Origin of the sequence: Acetivibrio straminisolvens JCM 21531 (assembly GCF_000521465.1) — a bacterium.
Lineage (GTDB): Bacteria > Bacillota > Clostridia > Acetivibrionales > Acetivibrionaceae > Hungateiclostridium > Hungateiclostridium straminisolvens.
Genome location: NZ_BAVR01000072.1, coordinates 1 through 18,188, shown reverse-complemented (window position 1 = coordinate 18,188; position 18,188 = coordinate 1). Strand labels below are relative to the sequence as shown.

The 18,188-nt window shown below is 40.1% G+C and carries 9 protein-coding genes and 5 pseudogenes; 6 read left to right on the top strand and 8 right to left on the bottom strand.

The window, feature by feature from the left end; all coding sequences use genetic code 11:
* The first annotated feature begins 219 nt into the window (after positions 1-219).
* Positions 220-1,276, top strand: a pseudogene (locus JCM21531_RS14835) (aldose epimerase family protein).
* 14 nt (positions 1,277-1,290) lie between these two features.
* Here the strand turns inward: JCM21531_RS14835 and JCM21531_RS14830 are convergent.
* From JCM21531_RS14830 to JCM21531_RS14815, 5 genes and pseudogenes are all read right to left on the bottom strand, one after another.
* Positions 1,291-1,569, bottom strand: a complete 279-nt coding sequence (locus JCM21531_RS14830) for a divergent polysaccharide deacetylase family protein (protein ID WP_094184821.1) — start codon at positions 1,567-1,569, stop codon at positions 1,291-1,293.
* 74 nt (positions 1,570-1,643) lie between these two features.
* Positions 1,644-2,279 (bottom strand): N-acetylmuramoyl-L-alanine amidase family protein, encoded by a 636-nt coding sequence (locus tag JCM21531_RS14825; protein ID WP_243467772.1) that lies wholly within the window; start codon positions 2,277-2,279, stop codon positions 1,644-1,646.
* A gap of 419 nt (positions 2,280-2,698) precedes the next feature.
* Positions 2,699-4,820: pseudogene (locus tag JCM21531_RS14820) on the bottom strand (glycoside hydrolase family 9 protein).
* A 278-nt stretch (positions 4,821-5,098) separates the two neighbouring features.
* The gene (locus JCM21531_RS25185) at positions 5,099-5,860 is read right to left on the bottom strand and encodes a cellulose binding domain-containing protein (protein ID WP_500784531.1); all 762 of its coding nucleotides are present in this window, start codon (positions 5,858-5,860) and stop codon (positions 5,099-5,101) included.
* A pseudogene (locus JCM21531_RS14815) lies at positions 5,849-7,906 on the bottom strand (glycoside hydrolase family 9 protein); the annotation flags it as partial. The pseudogene JCM21531_RS14815 and the gene JCM21531_RS25185, both read right to left, overlap by 12 nt.
* Before the next feature lie 390 nt (positions 7,907-8,296).
* On the opposite strand from JCM21531_RS14815, the gene JCM21531_RS14805 reads away from it, so the two are divergent.
* Positions 8,297-9,970 (top strand): alpha/beta hydrolase, encoded by a 1,674-nt coding sequence (locus JCM21531_RS14805; protein WP_157833695.1) that lies wholly within the window; start codon positions 8,297-8,299, stop codon positions 9,968-9,970.
* Positions 9,971-10,467: 497 nt separating this feature from the next.
* Positions 10,468-11,644 (top strand): annotated as a pseudogene (locus JCM21531_RS25180) (MFS transporter).
* A gap of 147 nt (positions 11,645-11,791) precedes the next feature.
* On the opposite strand, the gene JCM21531_RS14795 reads toward JCM21531_RS25180, so the two are convergent.
* Positions 11,792-12,571, bottom strand: coding sequence for an EFR1 family ferrodoxin (locus JCM21531_RS14795; RefSeq protein ID WP_038291049.1), 780 nt, complete (start codon positions 12,569-12,571; stop codon positions 11,792-11,794).
* Positions 12,572-12,828: 257 nt separating this feature from the next.
* Between JCM21531_RS14795 and JCM21531_RS14790 the strand changes: the two are divergent.
* From JCM21531_RS14790 to JCM21531_RS14780, 3 genes and pseudogenes are all read left to right on the top strand, one after another.
* Positions 12,829-13,202 (top strand): annotated as a pseudogene (locus JCM21531_RS14790) (GntR family transcriptional regulator).
* A gap of 4 nt (positions 13,203-13,206) precedes the next feature.
* Positions 13,207-14,034: an ABC transporter ATP-binding protein gene (locus JCM21531_RS14785; RefSeq protein ID WP_038291046.1), complete on the top strand. Its 828-nt coding sequence runs from the start codon at positions 13,207-13,209 to the stop codon at positions 14,032-14,034.
* A gap of 19 nt (positions 14,035-14,053) precedes the next feature.
* Positions 14,054-14,665 carry an ABC-2 transporter permease gene (locus tag JCM21531_RS14780; protein WP_038291044.1) on the top strand — a complete coding sequence of 204 codons (612 nt, stop codon included), beginning with the start codon at positions 14,054-14,056 and terminating at the stop codon, positions 14,663-14,665.
* Between the two features lie 115 nt (positions 14,666-14,780).
* Here JCM21531_RS14780 and cooS read toward each other — a convergent pair whose 3' ends face one another.
* Both cooS and JCM21531_RS17960 read right to left on the bottom strand, forming a co-directional pair.
* Positions 14,781-16,688 carry an anaerobic carbon-monoxide dehydrogenase catalytic subunit gene (gene cooS, locus JCM21531_RS14775; protein ID WP_243467769.1) on the bottom strand — a complete coding sequence of 636 codons (1,908 nt, stop codon included), beginning with the start codon at positions 16,686-16,688 and terminating at the stop codon, positions 14,781-14,783.
* A gap of 349 nt (positions 16,689-17,037) precedes the next feature.
* On the bottom strand, positions 17,038-18,188 hold a 1,151-nt coding region (locus tag JCM21531_RS17960), incomplete at its 5' end, for a polysaccharide deacetylase family protein (RefSeq protein WP_131464528.1).

Genomic DNA, 18,188 nt, shown 5'->3' with positions numbered 1-18,188 from the left:
CGGGAAGACAGGAAGTTCTCGAAGCTATGTTAAACAAATATATTCTTGAGGACTAGTCTTATACCGGCTTGATGAAGAAAAAATTGAAGGAATATTGGAAGCAAGTCTCAGAGCCTGTTGATATTACGAGGAGAGGTATCTATAGGCTCTGGCTAGCTGATTCAATATGGAAGATATTGCACTGCCAAAGGATTATGTTTTTGAAGGAGGAACATTTTGATGGCTATTTTAAGGGAAAAGTTTATTGATGGCTGTGACAACAAGGATATCGATATCTTCGTTCTATCGAATAAAAATGGAATGACAGTTAAAATTACAAACTTTGGTGGGATAATTACTTCCATGCTGGTGCCTGATAGAAATGGCAAATATGATGATGTGGTTCTCGGATACGACAGACTTGAAGATTATTTTGAAAATGCCCCTTATTTTGGTGGTATTATTGGAAGATACGCAAATAGAATTGAAAATTCAAGATTTGAAATTAATGGCGCAGAGTATATATTGAATAATAATGAAGGAAGAAATCATTTACATGGTGGGAATAAAGGCTTCCACAAGGTGATTTGGGAGGCTGAAACGGTTATTATAGATAATAGAGAGTGCCTAAAGTTAACATATTTAAGCAAGGATGGTGAAGAAAACTATCCCGGCAATTTGAAGACTACAGTTATTTATTCTTTAGGGGATGACAACTCTTTAAGGATTGATTATTTCGCCGTTTCGGATAAAGATACTGTTATAAACTCACAAATCATTCATATTTCAATCTTTCCGGTCATGGAGCCGGTGAGATTACAAATCACCAATTGAAGATTTATTCAGACAAATTTACACCTATAAACGAAGAGTTTCTACCTACGGAGAAATTCTGGATGTGAGAGGGACCCAAATGGACTTTACCTCAATGAAACCTATTGGAACAGGGCTTTTAAGTGATGATATTCAAATTAAGTTGGGAAACGGGTATGACCATAATTGGGTGCTCAATGTCTCCGGTACAGCTCCTGAAAAGGCTGCCGAATTATATGACCCTGAAAGCGGCAGATTTATGGAAGTTTATACAACGAAGCCGGGAATTCAGTTTTACTCAGGCAACAATCTATGCGGTGATAAGGAAGCGAAAGATAAGATTCGCTACAGAAAATGGGGAGGATTATGTCTGGAAACACAATATTTTCCCAATTCTTTAAAGCACAAGCATTTTCCATCACCTGTATTTAGTGCGGGTAAAGAGTATAAGCATACAACAATATATAGATTTTTGACACAATAAAGCTGCTTTTATTGTTATTCATCCAACTCAGAAATAAACACCAGTTGAATATTACGCTCATCAAACTCAGGCAGCATTTCCTGAATTGCTTCAGCAGTTACTTTGCCGCCCTCTGTACCTACATAACCGATAGCCACGGCGAAGCCGTTCTTTTCAGCGATATTAGCTGCCTCCCTCAGCTTCTTGATAACATGCTCTTTTGGCTTTTGCCCATCTAAAAAAATATTACGTTCATAACAAGGAATATCATTAAAAGCATCCTGCACAATGAGACGCACTTCCTTGGGGTTCATTCCGGACAAAATAGGGCGAGGGCCTAGCCAACTTTTCCGTGTCCGCTTGTATGGAGTGTTCTGAGATACTATAATTAATTAGACTTAGTTTTCTCTAATTGAATTAAATATTTGCTTACACCTTCTGCAATTGCTTTTGCAAGCTCATCGCGAAACGCACTTCCTTCTAACATTCGGCACTCGGTAGTGTTTGATATAAAAGCGACTTCTACAATAGCACCGGGAATTTTGGAATGGTTCAAAAGGTAATATCGATTGGATAGGACAGGATCGTGGACAGTTCGTTTTTTGCCGTTTATCTCTATGGCATTTAATGCCCGCTGTATTGCGTAGGCTAGTTCTTTATTCTCAGAAAATCGGTCTCCATAAAAAACTATACTACCACTTGCCGAGGGATTTTTGAAATTGCAATTTACGTGTATGCTTAAAAATAGCTGGGCATTACTATTATTTATGATTTGAACTCTGGCATTCAAATCACGCTGGTGTCGATTTTTTCCGGTATCAGACAGATGATCAAGGGCGATGTCTTCATCTCTTGTCAGGATAACCTGATATCCCATATCCGTTAACAGATTCCTTAGCTTTTTCGAAACCTCAAGATTAATATCCTTCTCCAGCAATCTATCGGTATGCGTTCCGCCGTCAATACCTCCGTGTCCGGGATCAATGACAATGGTTTTACCGGTTGCGTCAAAAGTATCTTCCATTATTCGAAACTGCAGTGAAATTAGAGTGATCAACAATATGAGTAAGATTACGAGGGCTAAACAAAAATAAACATTTTTTTTGGGCCAAACAAGAATTTTTATTTTTTGCATAAAATCTGCATATATTACTCTCCAACTGAATATTGGAGAATAACTTACCGCTTTATACCTGTTTCTATTCTATTTAAGAATCGGCAAAACTATTCGCCAGTTTGCGAACGAAGGGGAATATAGCATTATAAATAATTATTGCCAGATTAGATTAAGTTTACATACAAAACTTAACAAATCTGGCAATAATGCATAACGCAAAGGTAGTTCAGATTGATATTCTGCAAAGCTTAATAACTTGAAATTACTTGTCTAGAAGCATTGCTTTTAAGTTTGCAATCGCTAAAACATCTTCATGCTGTTTTGAATTACTCCTCTACGGGGAACTTGTCTATACTGCGAAGTACAAACCGTTTAATCAAAGAATAATCCGTTGAGGTTATCTTACCGTTGCCATCAACATCTCCAGCTTTACTTCCATACTCGTACGGAAAATCCTCTATATTCTTGAGTAGAAATCTTTTTACAACTGAGCAATCCGTTGAGTTTACCTTGCCATCACCGTTTACATCTCCATATACATAATTTACAGGTGTCGGTGTAGGGTCAACCGGTCCTGCTCCGGACGGTTCTTTTCCTGCTACCAGACGCCGTTCTTGTATATAGGAATATTCTCCAAGGTCTTATAAGTATTACCCAAGCCTTCATAAGAAAAATCATTCGAAGGATCCCAGAGCTTATTTTCATAATAATAAATACAAAACTGCACATAAGTTCTCGCATATACCGGCTTGGGGAAGCTTATTTCTACATAGTATATATTATTCTCTATATCATAGGGTTTGAGCTCGGATATTGTGGCATCTGCAGGCGAATAATACACTTTTGTAACAAATTTGGACATATCAATGTCTGCTCCGGCATATTCCGATAAATCAACAAAATACCTGCAGGATAGACCGGACTCAAATTCCGGAGGCGATGTAACAATATTATACATATTAAGATCAATTGTAATACCGGTTTTATCTTCTTCATAGATTTTTGCGTCCGCATAGTATATGGTCGGTTCGCCTTCAATACCCGGAGTATCTTCGGGCATTTGACCTTGTCCAAAATATTTTGACATACCTGCTAATGCGCCTACAAGACCGGCATTATAATCCAATCCCGTCTCGGAATAAACGTACTGATCTATATCATCATAATATTCATCATTTATATCTGCTCCTCCAACTAGAGCGCCATATAAAATATGCCTTTGCGGGTCGTTCTTTGTTTCGTCAGCCGGCTGTCCTTCAAGTCTTCCGCTTGCAGCCCTGTGATGCGGGAATTTGGGGTAATTGTCTCCAAAACCGACCACATAGGACATCTTTTTAGGATTATCTCCAAGAATATAGTCAATTTGGCTCTTTGCAAAATCAAGGCAGCGTTTGTCTCCGGTATACTTATAGTAAACCAGCTGAACCATGCTCTCTGCAGCAGGATATTTGCAAACACCCCAACTGTCCAAGAACTTTATGCCTCCGGGAGAAGATTTTAATCTGTTCTGCCAGTAATCCAAGTGGTCTTCTGCAATTGCTTTATATATAGGCTTGTCGGAGAGGGTGGCAAGCTTGATAAATACACCGGTCAAAACATAGTCCCAGCATTGAGTCCAGTTGTCGTTAAACGAGTTTCCGGCATCATCGCCAATTCTTTTTTCAACCATCAGTTTGTCCACATTGTCCATGTATTTTTGCTCTCCGGTAGCAACATAAAGCCACACAGAACCCCACATAAGTTCATCAAGATAATCTCTCGGAAGATAGTAACTTTGCCCCTTACTATTTCCTCTATAGGTCATACCAAACTCATAAATATCCTTTGCATAAGCCAGGCATTTTTCTGCATATTCCAAATCCCTGTCTTTATAATTCAAATACATAAGCGCCAATGCTGCTGCCGTATCCCCGGCGACATCCGAACCCGGATTTTCCGGTGTAGCCACATAATATGTGGGTCTGTCGTAGCTTTGAAGCTCGGGTGGTCCCCAGTACTGGTGGTCCACATCACCGTCACCGATTGATAGTAAAACTTATTCTTTTCAGGATAGCATTTCATGAAGTAATCGCAAAAATGCTTTAAAATGTTGAGCATATACTCATCTTGTCCCTTTTCAATAAACACGTCTGAGAATTCATAGTAAGCCCAAGCAAGTGTTGATGCCGAAGCACATTGAGGCAATCCGAACTTAACGTGGTCTCCGCAGTCATGGAAGCCTCCCGTCAAGTCAAGCCCCACATCCTTGCCGTCCTCAATATGACACGGACCACGCCATTTTATCCTGTTGTTTCCTGCGTCAGGACCGCACCAGTTGGCTTCGTAAAACAGAATTGATTTGGCAAACGCATCTACATAGTTAAATTTTGGCTCTTCGGCCAGAACCGATTTTGGAAGTATTCCTGCCAGAAGAGCAGTGATCAAGACAAGTGCCCCAATTCTTTTCATTATGTATCCCCCCAAATTAATATTGTTAGTGTAAACTTCATTACACTTTTAATCAGTAAATTGACTATATATCAAGAGGTTTCAAATTTTTTTCGAATAAAAAACAATGACCCCTCTTTTTCGAAATAATTGAAATTTCAAAACACCAAAAACTCAGAATGGTTAACACTATCCCCTGAAGAACTAAATTACTTAGCAGTTCAAGCAATATTATTAACCTTTTCGGGTTCATAATATTGCTTGAACAAATCTATCCATATCTTAATCTGCTTATTTTATTAAAAAGACGGTATTGTGCCAAGAATATAACGTTTCATTAATGAGTAATCCGTTGAATTAACACGTCCATCCTTGTTAACATCTGCGGCCTTCAGGAAATTAGGATCCGAATCCTTGTTAATTGTCCCAAGTATATACCTTTTCAAAATTGAATAGTCTGTAGAGTTGACTTTACCGTCATAGTTCAGGTCACCTAATATAATATCAGCAACTGTAACGGGCTCAACTCCATATTTGAGTGTATCTTTTATATAAGCAGTAATCTTGGTGTTATCCCCAAAATCATCCGACATTTTGGAATTATACGAATAATCATCTGTCTGGTCATATTCTTTTGAACCGTTAATTCTGAAAGGTATTGTTCCTGTGCTTCCTCCGGGGGCAAGCTTACCCGCATCCTCAGTAAATGAGATTTCACAATACGAATCGGCACCTGGGACCGGATTTTCTATCTTTTTGACAGTACCCTTTACGTTGTCCGTTCCGCAAGCTGCATAATCGCACACAAAGGTATTCTGCTCGTTTCCGTCACTTGTAAACCAGTATCGAACCTTGATATCCGATAAGTTTACAGGAGTAGTTCCGGTATTCTTAATATTTATTGTCGCTCTTATAGTATTTTTCGCATCATCCATTACTCCGCACTTGTATGATACACTGATTGAAGCATTAACATCCGGAGTTACACTAGGATCAATTGTTGGAGTCGGTGTAGGAGAAAGCTTTGGCGGTTCTTCTCCGTAAGCCTTTACGCCATGCAAATATACGGGTATATTCTTGCATACTTCATATTCACTTGTAAGGCCCTTTCTGCTATAGTCATTGCTGGAGTCCCAATGAGTCATGTAATTTGAATCCTGTTTAACTCTAAAGGAAATCTGAAGCTCCCTGTCTCCATAAATTTTTCTTCCGCTCCAGTCAAATTCAAAATAGTATGTTCCCGCATCATCCCATTTAAAAGGTCCTCTGTATACAATGGGTTCCTGCTGCATGGAAACTTGTTCATCATATTCAATTGCAAATATTACATCATCTATGGTTTGACCGTTTTCAATAAGCTCACTTATATTGAAGAAGTATCTTGCCATCATTCCTGTTTCATAATGAGGAGGCTGGCTCGATTCATTATGAATTCTTAAAAGAACTTGTGTGCTGTCTTTAGTTTCACGGACAATTTTTGCTTCACAGAAGTAATCATCGGTTCTCGGCTCTAACGGAGGGAAATCCGGTATGGGTTCATGTCCCTCTCCGTAATATTTATACAGTCCTGCCAGTGCCCCTACAAACGCAGCGTTATAGTCAATCGTTACTTCATTATAAGCGTACTCGGTAGTTGAATCAATGTGATAATCATTTATATCGGGTCCTCCTGCAAGCGCTCCCCACAATATATGACGGTGCTCCTCGGGGTCGTTCATGCTGTTTGTCTTTGAGCCGTGAGCTGCTCTGTGGTGCGGATGCTTTGCAAAAGGCAGACCTCTTTCATAGCCGTAACCGACTATGTACGAATAACCCATAGGGTTTCTTCCCATAAGGTATTCCATTTGACTCTTTGCCCACTCACCGAAATCTGTCCTTTCCGGATTGTTTTTCATGTATACGAGAGCAGATAATTGCGCAGCGGTATTGTAACGGGCAGAGCCCCAGCCGTTTATCATTGTGTATCCGGCAGGGGATGTTTTATAATAATTCTTATCGTTGGGATCTTTGTGTGGGCATTTTCCGCCTGACAAATACTCAACATTCCATCTTGCGATAAAGTCGAACAATTCATTTTCAGGGAACAACTGGTTCAGTTTTAGGAAGGTTCCTCCCCATACGGCATCCCAGCAGTGAACCCATGAATTGTACCAGACATTCTGTTTAAAAGTGTCGGGTATTATTCTCTTCATATATCCTACATAATTGCCGGTTTCATCAACAGCAGTTATGTCATTTATGTATTTCATGTCTCCGGTGCACTCATAGAGCCAAACAGCAGCCCATGACAATTCATCTTCGTCATAATCCGAGGTGTAGTAACCGTCACCGTTGTGCAATCCTCTGTACTTAACTGCGAAATCATACAGTGCCTTGGCAACGGTAAGACATTCTTCGGCGTATTCGGGGTCTTCATCCTTAAAATTCAAATATGATGTACAAAGTGCTGCAGCCGTGCTCGCACAAACATCACTTCCGGGAGCATCAAAAGTTGCAAAATCCGCCGGTCTGCTTTTTAAGTATTCTTCGGGATACAATTCCGGGGGTCCCCAATAGCAATGGTCTTCGTCTCCTTCACCAACCATGTAGCAAAAAGCAACAATTTCGCCTTTTTTCGTCCATAAATGAGCAACGCAAAAAAGTATCTGTAAAGTATCTTAAAATCTCAATCATGTGCTCTTCTTCCCCGATTGCCTTGAAGGATTCCCTGAATTCATAGAATCCCCATCCAAAGTACCTGCCGCATAGCTTTGGGGAAGACCGAAACGTACGTGGTCACCTGCATCATGGAAGCCTCCGTGTACATCTACGGTACCGTCTCCGTCAGGGTCGATTATATGTCTGTATTTTTCTAAGAAAGCCTCAGAAAGAGATGTGTTGGAAATGGGAATTCTCTCATCGACTTCATGACACGGCCCCCTCCACTCAAGTCTTCCGCCTTGGTGGTAGCCTGCCGCAACTCCGCATTTTTCAGCGTCATAAAAATATAGCGATTTTTGCAGGGCTTCGGCAAAGTTAAAGTAATCAAAATCCTCCCAGTTTTCAGCGGGTGTAAAAGTTTCGGGCGGTGCTTCTGCAAATAATATACTCGTCGTTAGTAGCTGCATTACAACAATGAGAGCTGCTATAAGCCTTTTACACCTGTTCTTTTTCTTTAAAATCTTTTTTTTTTGGTGCATTAATCATTTTACTTTTTCCCCCATGTGCAATATTATTTATATAAAATAAAATAGATGTACTATAATAAAAACATAAATTCTCCATAAATATTCCGTATATTATATATAATATATTCGCAGGACATAAGATTTTTATGGGGCCATTTATAAAAATTATGAATTTATATTGAAGCCGGAAATTTAGTACTATGTCAAGCATTAATGGGGCATGATACGGATTCAGTCGAGTCTGTTAAAAGCAGGATTGGTTAAAAACCTTGACGAATTTAAATGGAGCGGTTTTAGCCAATATTCAAAAGTAAGCAGGGAGTGTTAATATTGATTATATTGTGTCAATGTTTTCGCAGGATAGGAAGATGGCATAGAACAGAGAACCGTACCCTGTTTTGGTTGCTAATTTTGACGATGTTTGTGTTTGTTGGCTGTTCAACGGAAAAAGTTACCGAAGAGCCTCAGGTAACACCGGAGATTGCCAAAGAGACTGTCAGAAATTTGGAACTTTACAATTTAGAAGCTCCCAAAGGTAGTAAGTACGAAGCTATAGTTACAGAGTTCGATCTTGGCAAAAAAGAATATTTGTCTAAGGCCGGCAAGATTATGCCTTATAATATTAGGGGAATTATTGGTGTGCCGGAGGGAGACGGGCCTTTTCCTCTCATCCTAATCACCCATGGTTCTCACTCAAATGATGACGAAACTAAGAGGTTTGATACCGGATTCGACTACGTGGTAAAGGATTTGGCTGAAAACGGCTATATAGCCGTATCCATGGATATGAGTAAGCCCTATATATGGAAGTACGGAGATGGTGATGACGCTGAAAAGTCCATTCCCATAGCCAACGACCATATTGAAAACTTAATTTTGGCCAATGAGGGAAATAATCCGGGATATGGAGTGGATTTAAAGGGGAAGATTGATTTTGATAAGATTGCTTTGGCAGGGCACTCCCGGGGAGGAGAAACTATTTTTGATATTACCGACGACCAGGCAAAGAGAGGAGTCCGAATCAAGGCTCTGCTTTCTATTGCACCTACAGCATTATTTGAAAGGGAAATGCCCGATATCGATGTTGCAATCATAGTTTCCGAATATGATGGGGATGTTCAATTGGATGGCTATAATATGTACAGTATGCTAAATGCCAAAAGCAAGGGCTTACATTTTGTAACACTGCTTATGAAAGGTAACCACAATTATTTTAACAGGAATATTCAAGAAAATGATTCGTGGCGTTCAAGACATAAAAATCTTGATGACCAGCTCACCAGAGAACAACAGGAAAGCTTTTTAACCAACTATGCGGTAGGTTTCTTTAACGCTGTACTTCTAGGCAAAACTGATGATTTTATCAATGCGAATTTGCCACAACCCAATAAGATGTACGGCTTTAATGTAAAAACCATGTATCGGACCGATAAGAAGATTGATTTGGTAGATGTAACAACGACAGATGATTTTAAAGCGGAAGGAGGTTTTGTGGAAGCTACTGTAGATTCGTGGTTTTTTAAATTGGATAAAGTGTTGATTGATACGGTGACTTCCGGCATTGAACCTTTTAATATCAGGCCGCTTATAAATGTAAAATGGACCGATAGAAACAGTCGGGTGAATATATCCCCAAAGGTGCAAGATTTCAGCCGGCATGAGGCATTGACGCTTAATATGGTGATTGATTCCGCGGACGAATTGAACAAGAAGGATGCCTCACAACAGTTTACTGTTGAGTTAAAGGATGCTTACGGAAACCTCTCAAGAGTGGTTTTACCTGAGAACATGAATGCTTTGGAACGTACACCGGGAGAAATGGATTATACCCCTTTAGGGGATATGGTTTTAACTTTTTGGTCTACTGCATCACCTGTTTCATGTATCAATTTACCGCTTAATGAATTTAAAAATCTTGATTTCAAGCATATTGAATCCATCTCTTTGATTTTTGATAAAACCGATAGCGGTTCTATCTTTATAGACTCAATTACATTACAGTAGAAAGTGTCCTTGAGTCCAATAGATATTTAAATATTATAGTAAAATATATAATTTAAGACAATAAAACGGAGGTTGCTTTTGTCAGCGACAGGAATTGCAGCTTAGGTGGAAAATTTTATCTATAGACAGTTTTAAGGAGAATAAGGTAAAGATATCAGGCTATAAGGTTCTATTTTGACGAATATGCCCATATATATAATTGCAACTACATTAGATTTATTATAAAATATATTTAGTTTGAATATCAAATTTGATATGTAAACATGTAGCACGAAATTATTGGATTACGGAAGAATATGGTTTTGATATTAGAGAGAGCAGGGCAGCAATAAACTGTCCTGTTTATAATTTAGCCTCTCGGAATGAAATGAAAGAGGCAAAAGCAAAGGGACTCGATGTTCCGAGCTTAAGAGTTCTAATGTTTTTTTTCTAAGAATATTTCAATATAATATAGTGGGTGTATTTTTTGTAAAATAGATTAACGGGAGGCATACATAATGTATTCGTTGCTGCTGGCGTTGATTTATCTTGCTTTTATCAGTTTGGGATTGCCGGATGCTCTTCTTGGGGCAGCTTGGCCTACCATGTACCCCATGTTGGGTGTGTCCGTTTCTTCAGCAGGTATAATATCTATGATTATAGCAGGTTGCACCATTGTCTCGAGCTTAAATGCAAATCGGGTAATTCGCAAATTCGGTACAGGGATTGTGACTGCAACTAGTGTATTGATGACAGCGGTAGCTCTGTTTGGATTTTCTATTTCGAAAACTTTTTGGATGCTTTGCCTTTGGGCTATTCCCTACGGTCTTGGAGCAGGAGCGGTGGATTCGGCTTTGAATAATTTTGTGGCACTCCATTATGCCTCAAGGCACATGAGTTGGCTGCACTGTTTTTGGGGTATAGGTGCTTCGGTCGGGCCCTATATTATGAGTTATTGCTTATCGGTCAAAAACAGTTGGGAAAGCGGTTATACGACAGTGGGAATTTTTCAAATTGTTTTGACTGTCATTCTATTTTTTAGCTTACCTCTTTGGAACAAACAGGTAAAGATGAAAAAGAGAGTCAAACGGAGGAACCAAAGCATTTGAAATTCATGAGGCATTGAGAATTAAAGGGGTTAAGCAGGTGTTGATAGCGTTTTTTTCTTATTGTGCTCTTGAAACTACCGCAGGTTTGTGGGCCAGCAGTTATTTGGTGCTGCATCAGGGAATTGAAGCGAAAGTGGCAGCCGGATGGGCTTCGCTGTTTTATTTGGGCATTACCTTTGGACGCTTTCTAAACGGTTTTGTTACCGACAAATTGGGAAACCGCAATATGATTCGTATAGGACTGGGCATTATAGCTGTGGGATTGACGGCGGTGATTCTGCCTTTGCAGGTTGATCTTATAACTTTAGTGGGTCTGGTCTTAATCGGTATAGGATGTGCTCCCATTTATCCTTGTATCATACATGAGACACCAAAAAACTTTGGTGCGGAGAATTCCCAAGCTATTATTGGAATACAAATGGCAAGTGCTTATACCGGTTCGACATTTATGCCGCCTATATTTGGTGTGTTGGCAAGGTTTGCGACAATTTCCCTGTATCCGGTTTACTTGAGTCTGTTTCTTATTTTGATGATAATCATGACAGAAAGGCTTAATCGACTTGTGGCAAGCAAGGAAAGCAGATAATAATTTCAGCTTTATTGACGGCAATATTTTGTCCTTAAGAGCTTTTCTCAATGATTAATTTGAAATGAGCAAAAGGAGCCAAATTACTTTAGACAAGTTGATTTGGCTCCTATCTACTGTTATTAGCAAAATTATTTTGCCGTTTCTCTATATTTTTTTCAAATGAACTTCTTTTGGCAATTTATATTGGTCAATCGCCTTATTTTTGTACAGAAAAGCATTTGCAGGACACTTATGCACGCATCTTTGGCATGAAACGCAATTTTCAAAGAATGTAATACTGTCTTTATTTACCTTGATATTGTGTACCGGACATTGCTTTTGACACAATTCACACCGTGTACACTTACTCATATCGGCAATAAGACTCTTTTTTGCCCATTTTTTAGACCACAGCATAAACAGCTTGAAAACCGGTTTTGCCCATATTTCTCTGCCCTTCGCATTGGCAAAATATGTTTTGTTTTTAATAAAAGTATCCACAATTATTTTTGCGTGTTCTTTTGATTTCTTTAAGGCATCATTAATCTGCTGCTCGGTAAACTTTCTAAACATTACAATATAATAGTTATTGGGCATTAAAACACAATCTTCAATAACAACCTCAAAGCCTATTTTCTTTAAATCTTTGGCAAGGGAAGCAGGTCCGCATGCAATGTTATTTGCTTGAGTGGAAAAAACAATACATTTCCTGCCGTTTCCTTTTGTTATATGCTTTTTAATCCATTCTGTATAAAATGCCGGGAACATTTCGGCATAAATGGGTGCTCCAAAAACGTAAAAATCATATTTGTCTTCAAACCCTGATTTTTTAGAAACCTCATAGAGGTCACAAGAAATATTGTTATTTGAAAACTCATCCTTAATTGCTTTAGCAACATATTCAGTGTTTCCCGTGGCGGAAAAGTATACTATGCATCCTTTCATATCAGTCAATCCTCCCATGAAATTATCCAACCGGTACGGCAAATCACTCAAAAAGCTACAAAGCCCAAAACATAAATTACAACTGATTTACCTATCCCTATATGTACTTTATCTATTATATAATATTTTGAATTAAAATGAGGCAGGAAAATGTAGCTTGATAACATTGTTTTTGCTTGGCTAGCTATTGACAAAGTACTGCTTTTTGTATATACTGTATATAGTGTATATATACAGTATTGATTGGAGGCATCACCTTGGACATTATATTAAGCAATATGAGTGATCAGCTATATACGGACAGATATACAATCAGATAAAAGATTCTATCATCTCGGGCGAACTTAAAGAAGGAGATATGCTTCCGTCTATACGGGCACTTGCGAAAGATCTCCGCATCAGCGTTATTACGACCAAAAGAGCTTATGATGAACTGGAAAGGGACGGGTACATTTACACTGTCGCTGGAAAAGGCTGTTATGTGGCGAAAAAGAATATGGAACTTATCCGTGAGGAACACTTGAAAAGGATAGAAGAGTATATCCGCGAAATACAGCGTCTTGCCAAAGCCTGCAATCTTTCCCGCGATGATATTATTGAGATGTTTAGCATCATCCAAGAGGAGGAATAGATGAATGAATGCCATTGAAATTAAGAATCTTAGCAAGACTTACCCGGGGTTTGAGCTTAGGGACATAAATCTTGAGCTGCCTGCCGGGAGTATCTTGGGGCTTGTCGGTGAAAACGGAGCGGGCAAATCCACAACCCTCAAACTGATTATGAATGCTGTTTCCCGGGACAGCGGAAGCGTAAAGGTCTTGGGAGTCGACAACCTGAGTAATGAGTTCAACGCCGTTAAGGAAGATATAGGCGTGGTGCTGGATGAAGCGTACTTTCCTGAGGTTCTGACACCGAAAAATGTGGGGAAAGTCATGAAAAATACTTACCGTAACTGGGATGATGTCTGCTATAGCAATTTTTTGCACAGATTCAGACTGCCTGAGACAAAAGCATTCAAGGATTTTTCGCGTGGTATGAAGATGAAGCTGGCAATTGCTGTTGCCATGTCCCACAGACCAAAGTTGCTGATTCTGGATGAAGCCACCAGCGGGCTTGATCCTATCATCCGCGACGAAATACTGGATATTTTCAACGATTTTACCCGGGATGAAACGCACTCTGTGCTTCTGTCTTCCCATATAGTAAGCGATCTCGAAAAGATATGCGACTACATTGCTTTTATCCACAACGGCAGGCTTCTGTTCTGCGAGGAGAAGGATAAACTTTTGGAAGAATATGCTATTGTCAAGATGTCAAAGGCAGACTTTGAAAAGATACCTGAAGAAGCGGTAAAGGGCAAAAAGATCAGTAAATACGGTGTTGAAGCCCTGGTTTTGAAATCGGCTGTTTCTCACACATTCAGCACTGAATTTACCACTTTGGAGGATATTATTCTATCTTAGCGAAAGGAGATAAGAAATAATGAAAGCATTACTCCTTAAAGACTTTTACACACTGATAAAGCAAATAAAAATTTATATCATATTGATCCTTATTTTTGCCAGTATTCCCGGATATTCTATAGCCGCAATTGCCATGGTATATGCTGCAATGCTGCCGATTACGGCGCTGGCCTATGACGAACGCTCCAAATGGAACAGTCTTGCATTGATGATGCCGTATTCGGATGGAAGTATAGTAGGGAGCAAATACGTCCTTGGGTATATAGCTGTTGCTTGTGCAGCTTTACTTTCAATTGCCGCACAAATAGTCATGAGCCTTATAAAGAATACGGCTTTCGAGATTGAAGGTATTGTTTCGGTAATACTTGTTGCCTGCGTTGCAACTGTCATGCTGGCGGTGAATCTTCCGTTCATGTTCAAGTTCGGTGTGGAAAAGGGACGTCTTGCCTTTTTTGCTCTGATTATAATTATGACGGGGGCAGGGATGTTGCTTGGTGACGGGCTTGCGGGATTTCTTTCGGAATCGTATGTAAATATTGTTACTGCAATGTTTGCGGCTGTGGTTTTTACTTTGGTTATAAATTTGATATCCATTGCAATATCGATAAGAATATATAAAAAGAGGGTATAACGAGGCAAGGATGTGCTCTGCTTTTATAAGAGGCGTATACCTCTGAAACTAGGTGTTATAAAAGAAAACCACCGGCTTGTCCGGTGGTTTTAAACGTTAGGGGAGAGTTTTTAATTTAAACCGAGTCCTTTTCTCTTCTTTTCAATATGTGCTTCAATATCCTGTGCAACCTGTACCGGGTCGTCACCAAGGGCAACTTTTCCCCCGGTGAGGATTCTACATCTTCCGTAAGAAGTTTCACCAGATTTGGGGCACCGGTTATAAACGGTGTCGGTGAGAGGTGGGTATATGCACCGTATGCCACAGCAAACACCCCGTCAATCGTTGCCTTTTGCTCCATCCATTCGGGAGCGGTTACTGCAATTGGAAGATCGGGTATGTCCACACCAAGGTGGTCGGCCAATGCCGTAACAAGCATTGAGACTCTTCCGGTATCGGTACAGGTTCCGAAACTTAAAACAGGAGGAATTTTAAGCATGTTGCAAACTTCCTTTAATCCCGGACCAGCCATGTCTTGAGCTGACAAATCACACAGCCCGGCGACTTCCAGCGCATGGTTTCCGCATCCGCAGCTGACGATAAGGATGTCTTTTTTAAGCAGTTCTTTTGCAAGGTTAATTGTGTTCCAGTTTTGCGGTCCGTTCCTTAGAGTAGAACAGCTTGCAAGGGCAACCACACCTTTAATTTTTCCTTGCTTGATTACTTCAACCAATGGGTCAAGCTTGTTTCCGAGGGCTCCGAGTACTGCTTCCGTTGAAAATCCGGCGATTGCCTTTTGGATTCTCTTTGGGACTCTTGAAGTGATTTTGCCATGGCGCTTTTTGAAGTTTTCAATTGCCAGATCAATTAACCGATCCGCCATTTTGTCCGCATCCTGGGGATGATATGGGATGAGTTCCTTTAATCCGGGCATACCGATAATTGTGCTTATGCTTACTAAAGTAATCTGGTATTTTTCCGCATACTGGTCTATCGCCGGAGGGGAGCAGTTTTCCTCCATCGCAATTACATCCACTGTTCCTGTGGCAAGAAGGGGTTCGATTGTCAGCCAGTCACCTGTTAGGCCCACAAAAACATCATCAACAGGGAATCTTTGCAAAAGCTCCTGTCCTGTTTCAATTGAACCGACAATACGTAATCCTTTCGCACCTGCATTTTTTACCCGTTGCTGTATTTCCGGAGTTTTTGCTTTTTGCAATGTTGCTACGCCAATCCACGGCTGATGTCCGTTAAATACTATATTGACATAATCTGGGTCCATTATACCCAAGTCTGTATTGACTTCATGGGGGGTAGGGGTTCCGTAGAGTATGTCCTGAACCATTTCCAGACCAATCTGGGCAGTGTAGATTGTTGCAAGCCCAAGCCTAAGGGACTTTCTTGCCAATGATACATAATCTCCGTCTACGTTGGTCAAGCAGCTTGCAACAGAATTCTGTATCTCATGAATAACTCCGGAAGGGTATATGTTGAGATTCTTCCATACGGTTTTTCGTTTTTTGGGAGCAAAAGCCTCAACCATAATACTAGGTTGGTCCGGCCCCTTCGACATTTCTGCGTCCAGAAGATCTGCAAGTTCAATTGCCATTTGGTTTTCGCTTTTATTTGTATCGATTCCTACCATCTGACATAGCCATTTTAGTTTGTTTACATCCGTAATTTTAAACGGTGTATTCCCGCGGCCGGTCTCCCTCAAGGTGCGATATGCTTCGTAGGCGTGATGGCTGTAAGTACCTGCTCCCATAATGTTATGGAGAAGGAATTCACGCATTGCCATTGCATCCGGGCCAATACCGCATACACCCTTTGTTTGACCGCCTTTTTCGCTAATTCTGCAAGGCCCGTCAGAACAGAGTTTACAGCTTAATCCTTCCAAGCAAAACTTACAGCGTATTTTTTCTTGCAAAGCATATCTGTCAAAGGCATTGGATAAACCATCTTCTCGTATGAATTTTAGCATTTCCTCAACGGAATCAAGGTAGCTAACTCTGCTCTCTGTTTTTTCAAGAATTGTTTCACTCATAAAAGCAACCTCCTTATCTAAAGCTATTGTTGTCAAATAACTATAAATTTATGTAATGACAGGCTTTGAGTTTCAAATGGTGTAACTATTATTCTATACAAAGTATGTAATTATTACCGTTTTATGGTAGATGTAATAAGGAGGTTTTATCTTTATAAAACACATTATCAAATATGAGTTTAACTAGGGAAATTCGAAGATTTGGGAAAAATATGTTGTGTGGGTAAACGAACAGGCTATTTAGTATAAAGAATAAAAATTATCGGCAAAACTAAAAAGATAAGGGGAAGAATCATATTCCCCTTATCTTGATAATTTGGCCTCTTGGAATGAAATATTCGGATTTAACTTACGGCACAGAATAATACATCTTTTTAACCGAAGGGTCTATTGGAACACCCTTTAATCTGAACAATTCGCTTAAGGTCACGAATTCATAGCCTTGACTCTTCAGTGTTGGAATAATTATATCCAGAGCTTCCGGTGTTGGATGAGGTTCGGGCTGAACATCATGCAACAGAATTATTGTGCCGTCTTTCACACCGTTTATAATTGCCGATGCCCTCTGTTGGGCGGTGGTGGACTGAATCCAGTCATTTGCCGTTAAGCCGCTTACAAATACCAAATCAACATTGTTGAATAATGTGGGACTTGTTTCAAGGTTCGGCGGACGGAAGAACTTGGGTGTTGTTCCTGCATATTTTTGTATAGCTGCATTTGTATCGGCAATAGATTTCCTTATATCTGCCGGACTCATATTGGCCATACCTGAATAGCCCCATGAATGGTTGCCTATTTCATGGCCGGAATTAACTATCCTTTTGATGGTAGCAGCCGTTGAATCATTAACTCTCTGGCCGACAACCATAAATGTTGCTTTAACATTATATTTATCAAGCCTATCGAGAACACGCGCCGTAAGCACATTGTCGGGGCCGTCGTCAAAAGTAAGCGCTACCAGCTTTGCATTCGGATTAATCGTTGGCTGTGGGCTTGGGATTGGACTGGGGCTTGGTTGCTGGTTGTTGCCTGGGAAAGAAGTAATTACACCGAGAAGATATCTATGCAGCATCATGAGGTCGGTGGAATCAACCTTTCCGTCACCGTTCACATCGGCCCTGGCAAGGGCATCCCCTGAAATTCTGTTTATATTGAGTATATGCCTTTTCAGTATCGAATAATCCGTTGAATTAATTTTTTCATCTCCATTTATATCGCCTACGAGAAGCGATTGTTGCGGTGTAGGAGTAGGAGCTACACTGGTGGAATCGAATATGAAGTAGTCGATATTAACAGGACCGCTAAATACCAGATACAGGTCGTTTAATCCTGTAGTATTGGTTATGCTGCAGGATTTTTCCTCATAATCGTTCCAGCCTCCTGTAGAAGGTACAGTAAGGGTGCCTATAAGGGTTCCGGATGCGCTTCCCAACCTCAGTTGGATGTTGGTAGGAGTGTCTGCGCCGGATGCAACTCTGGCTTTGAAAGAATTTGCACCGC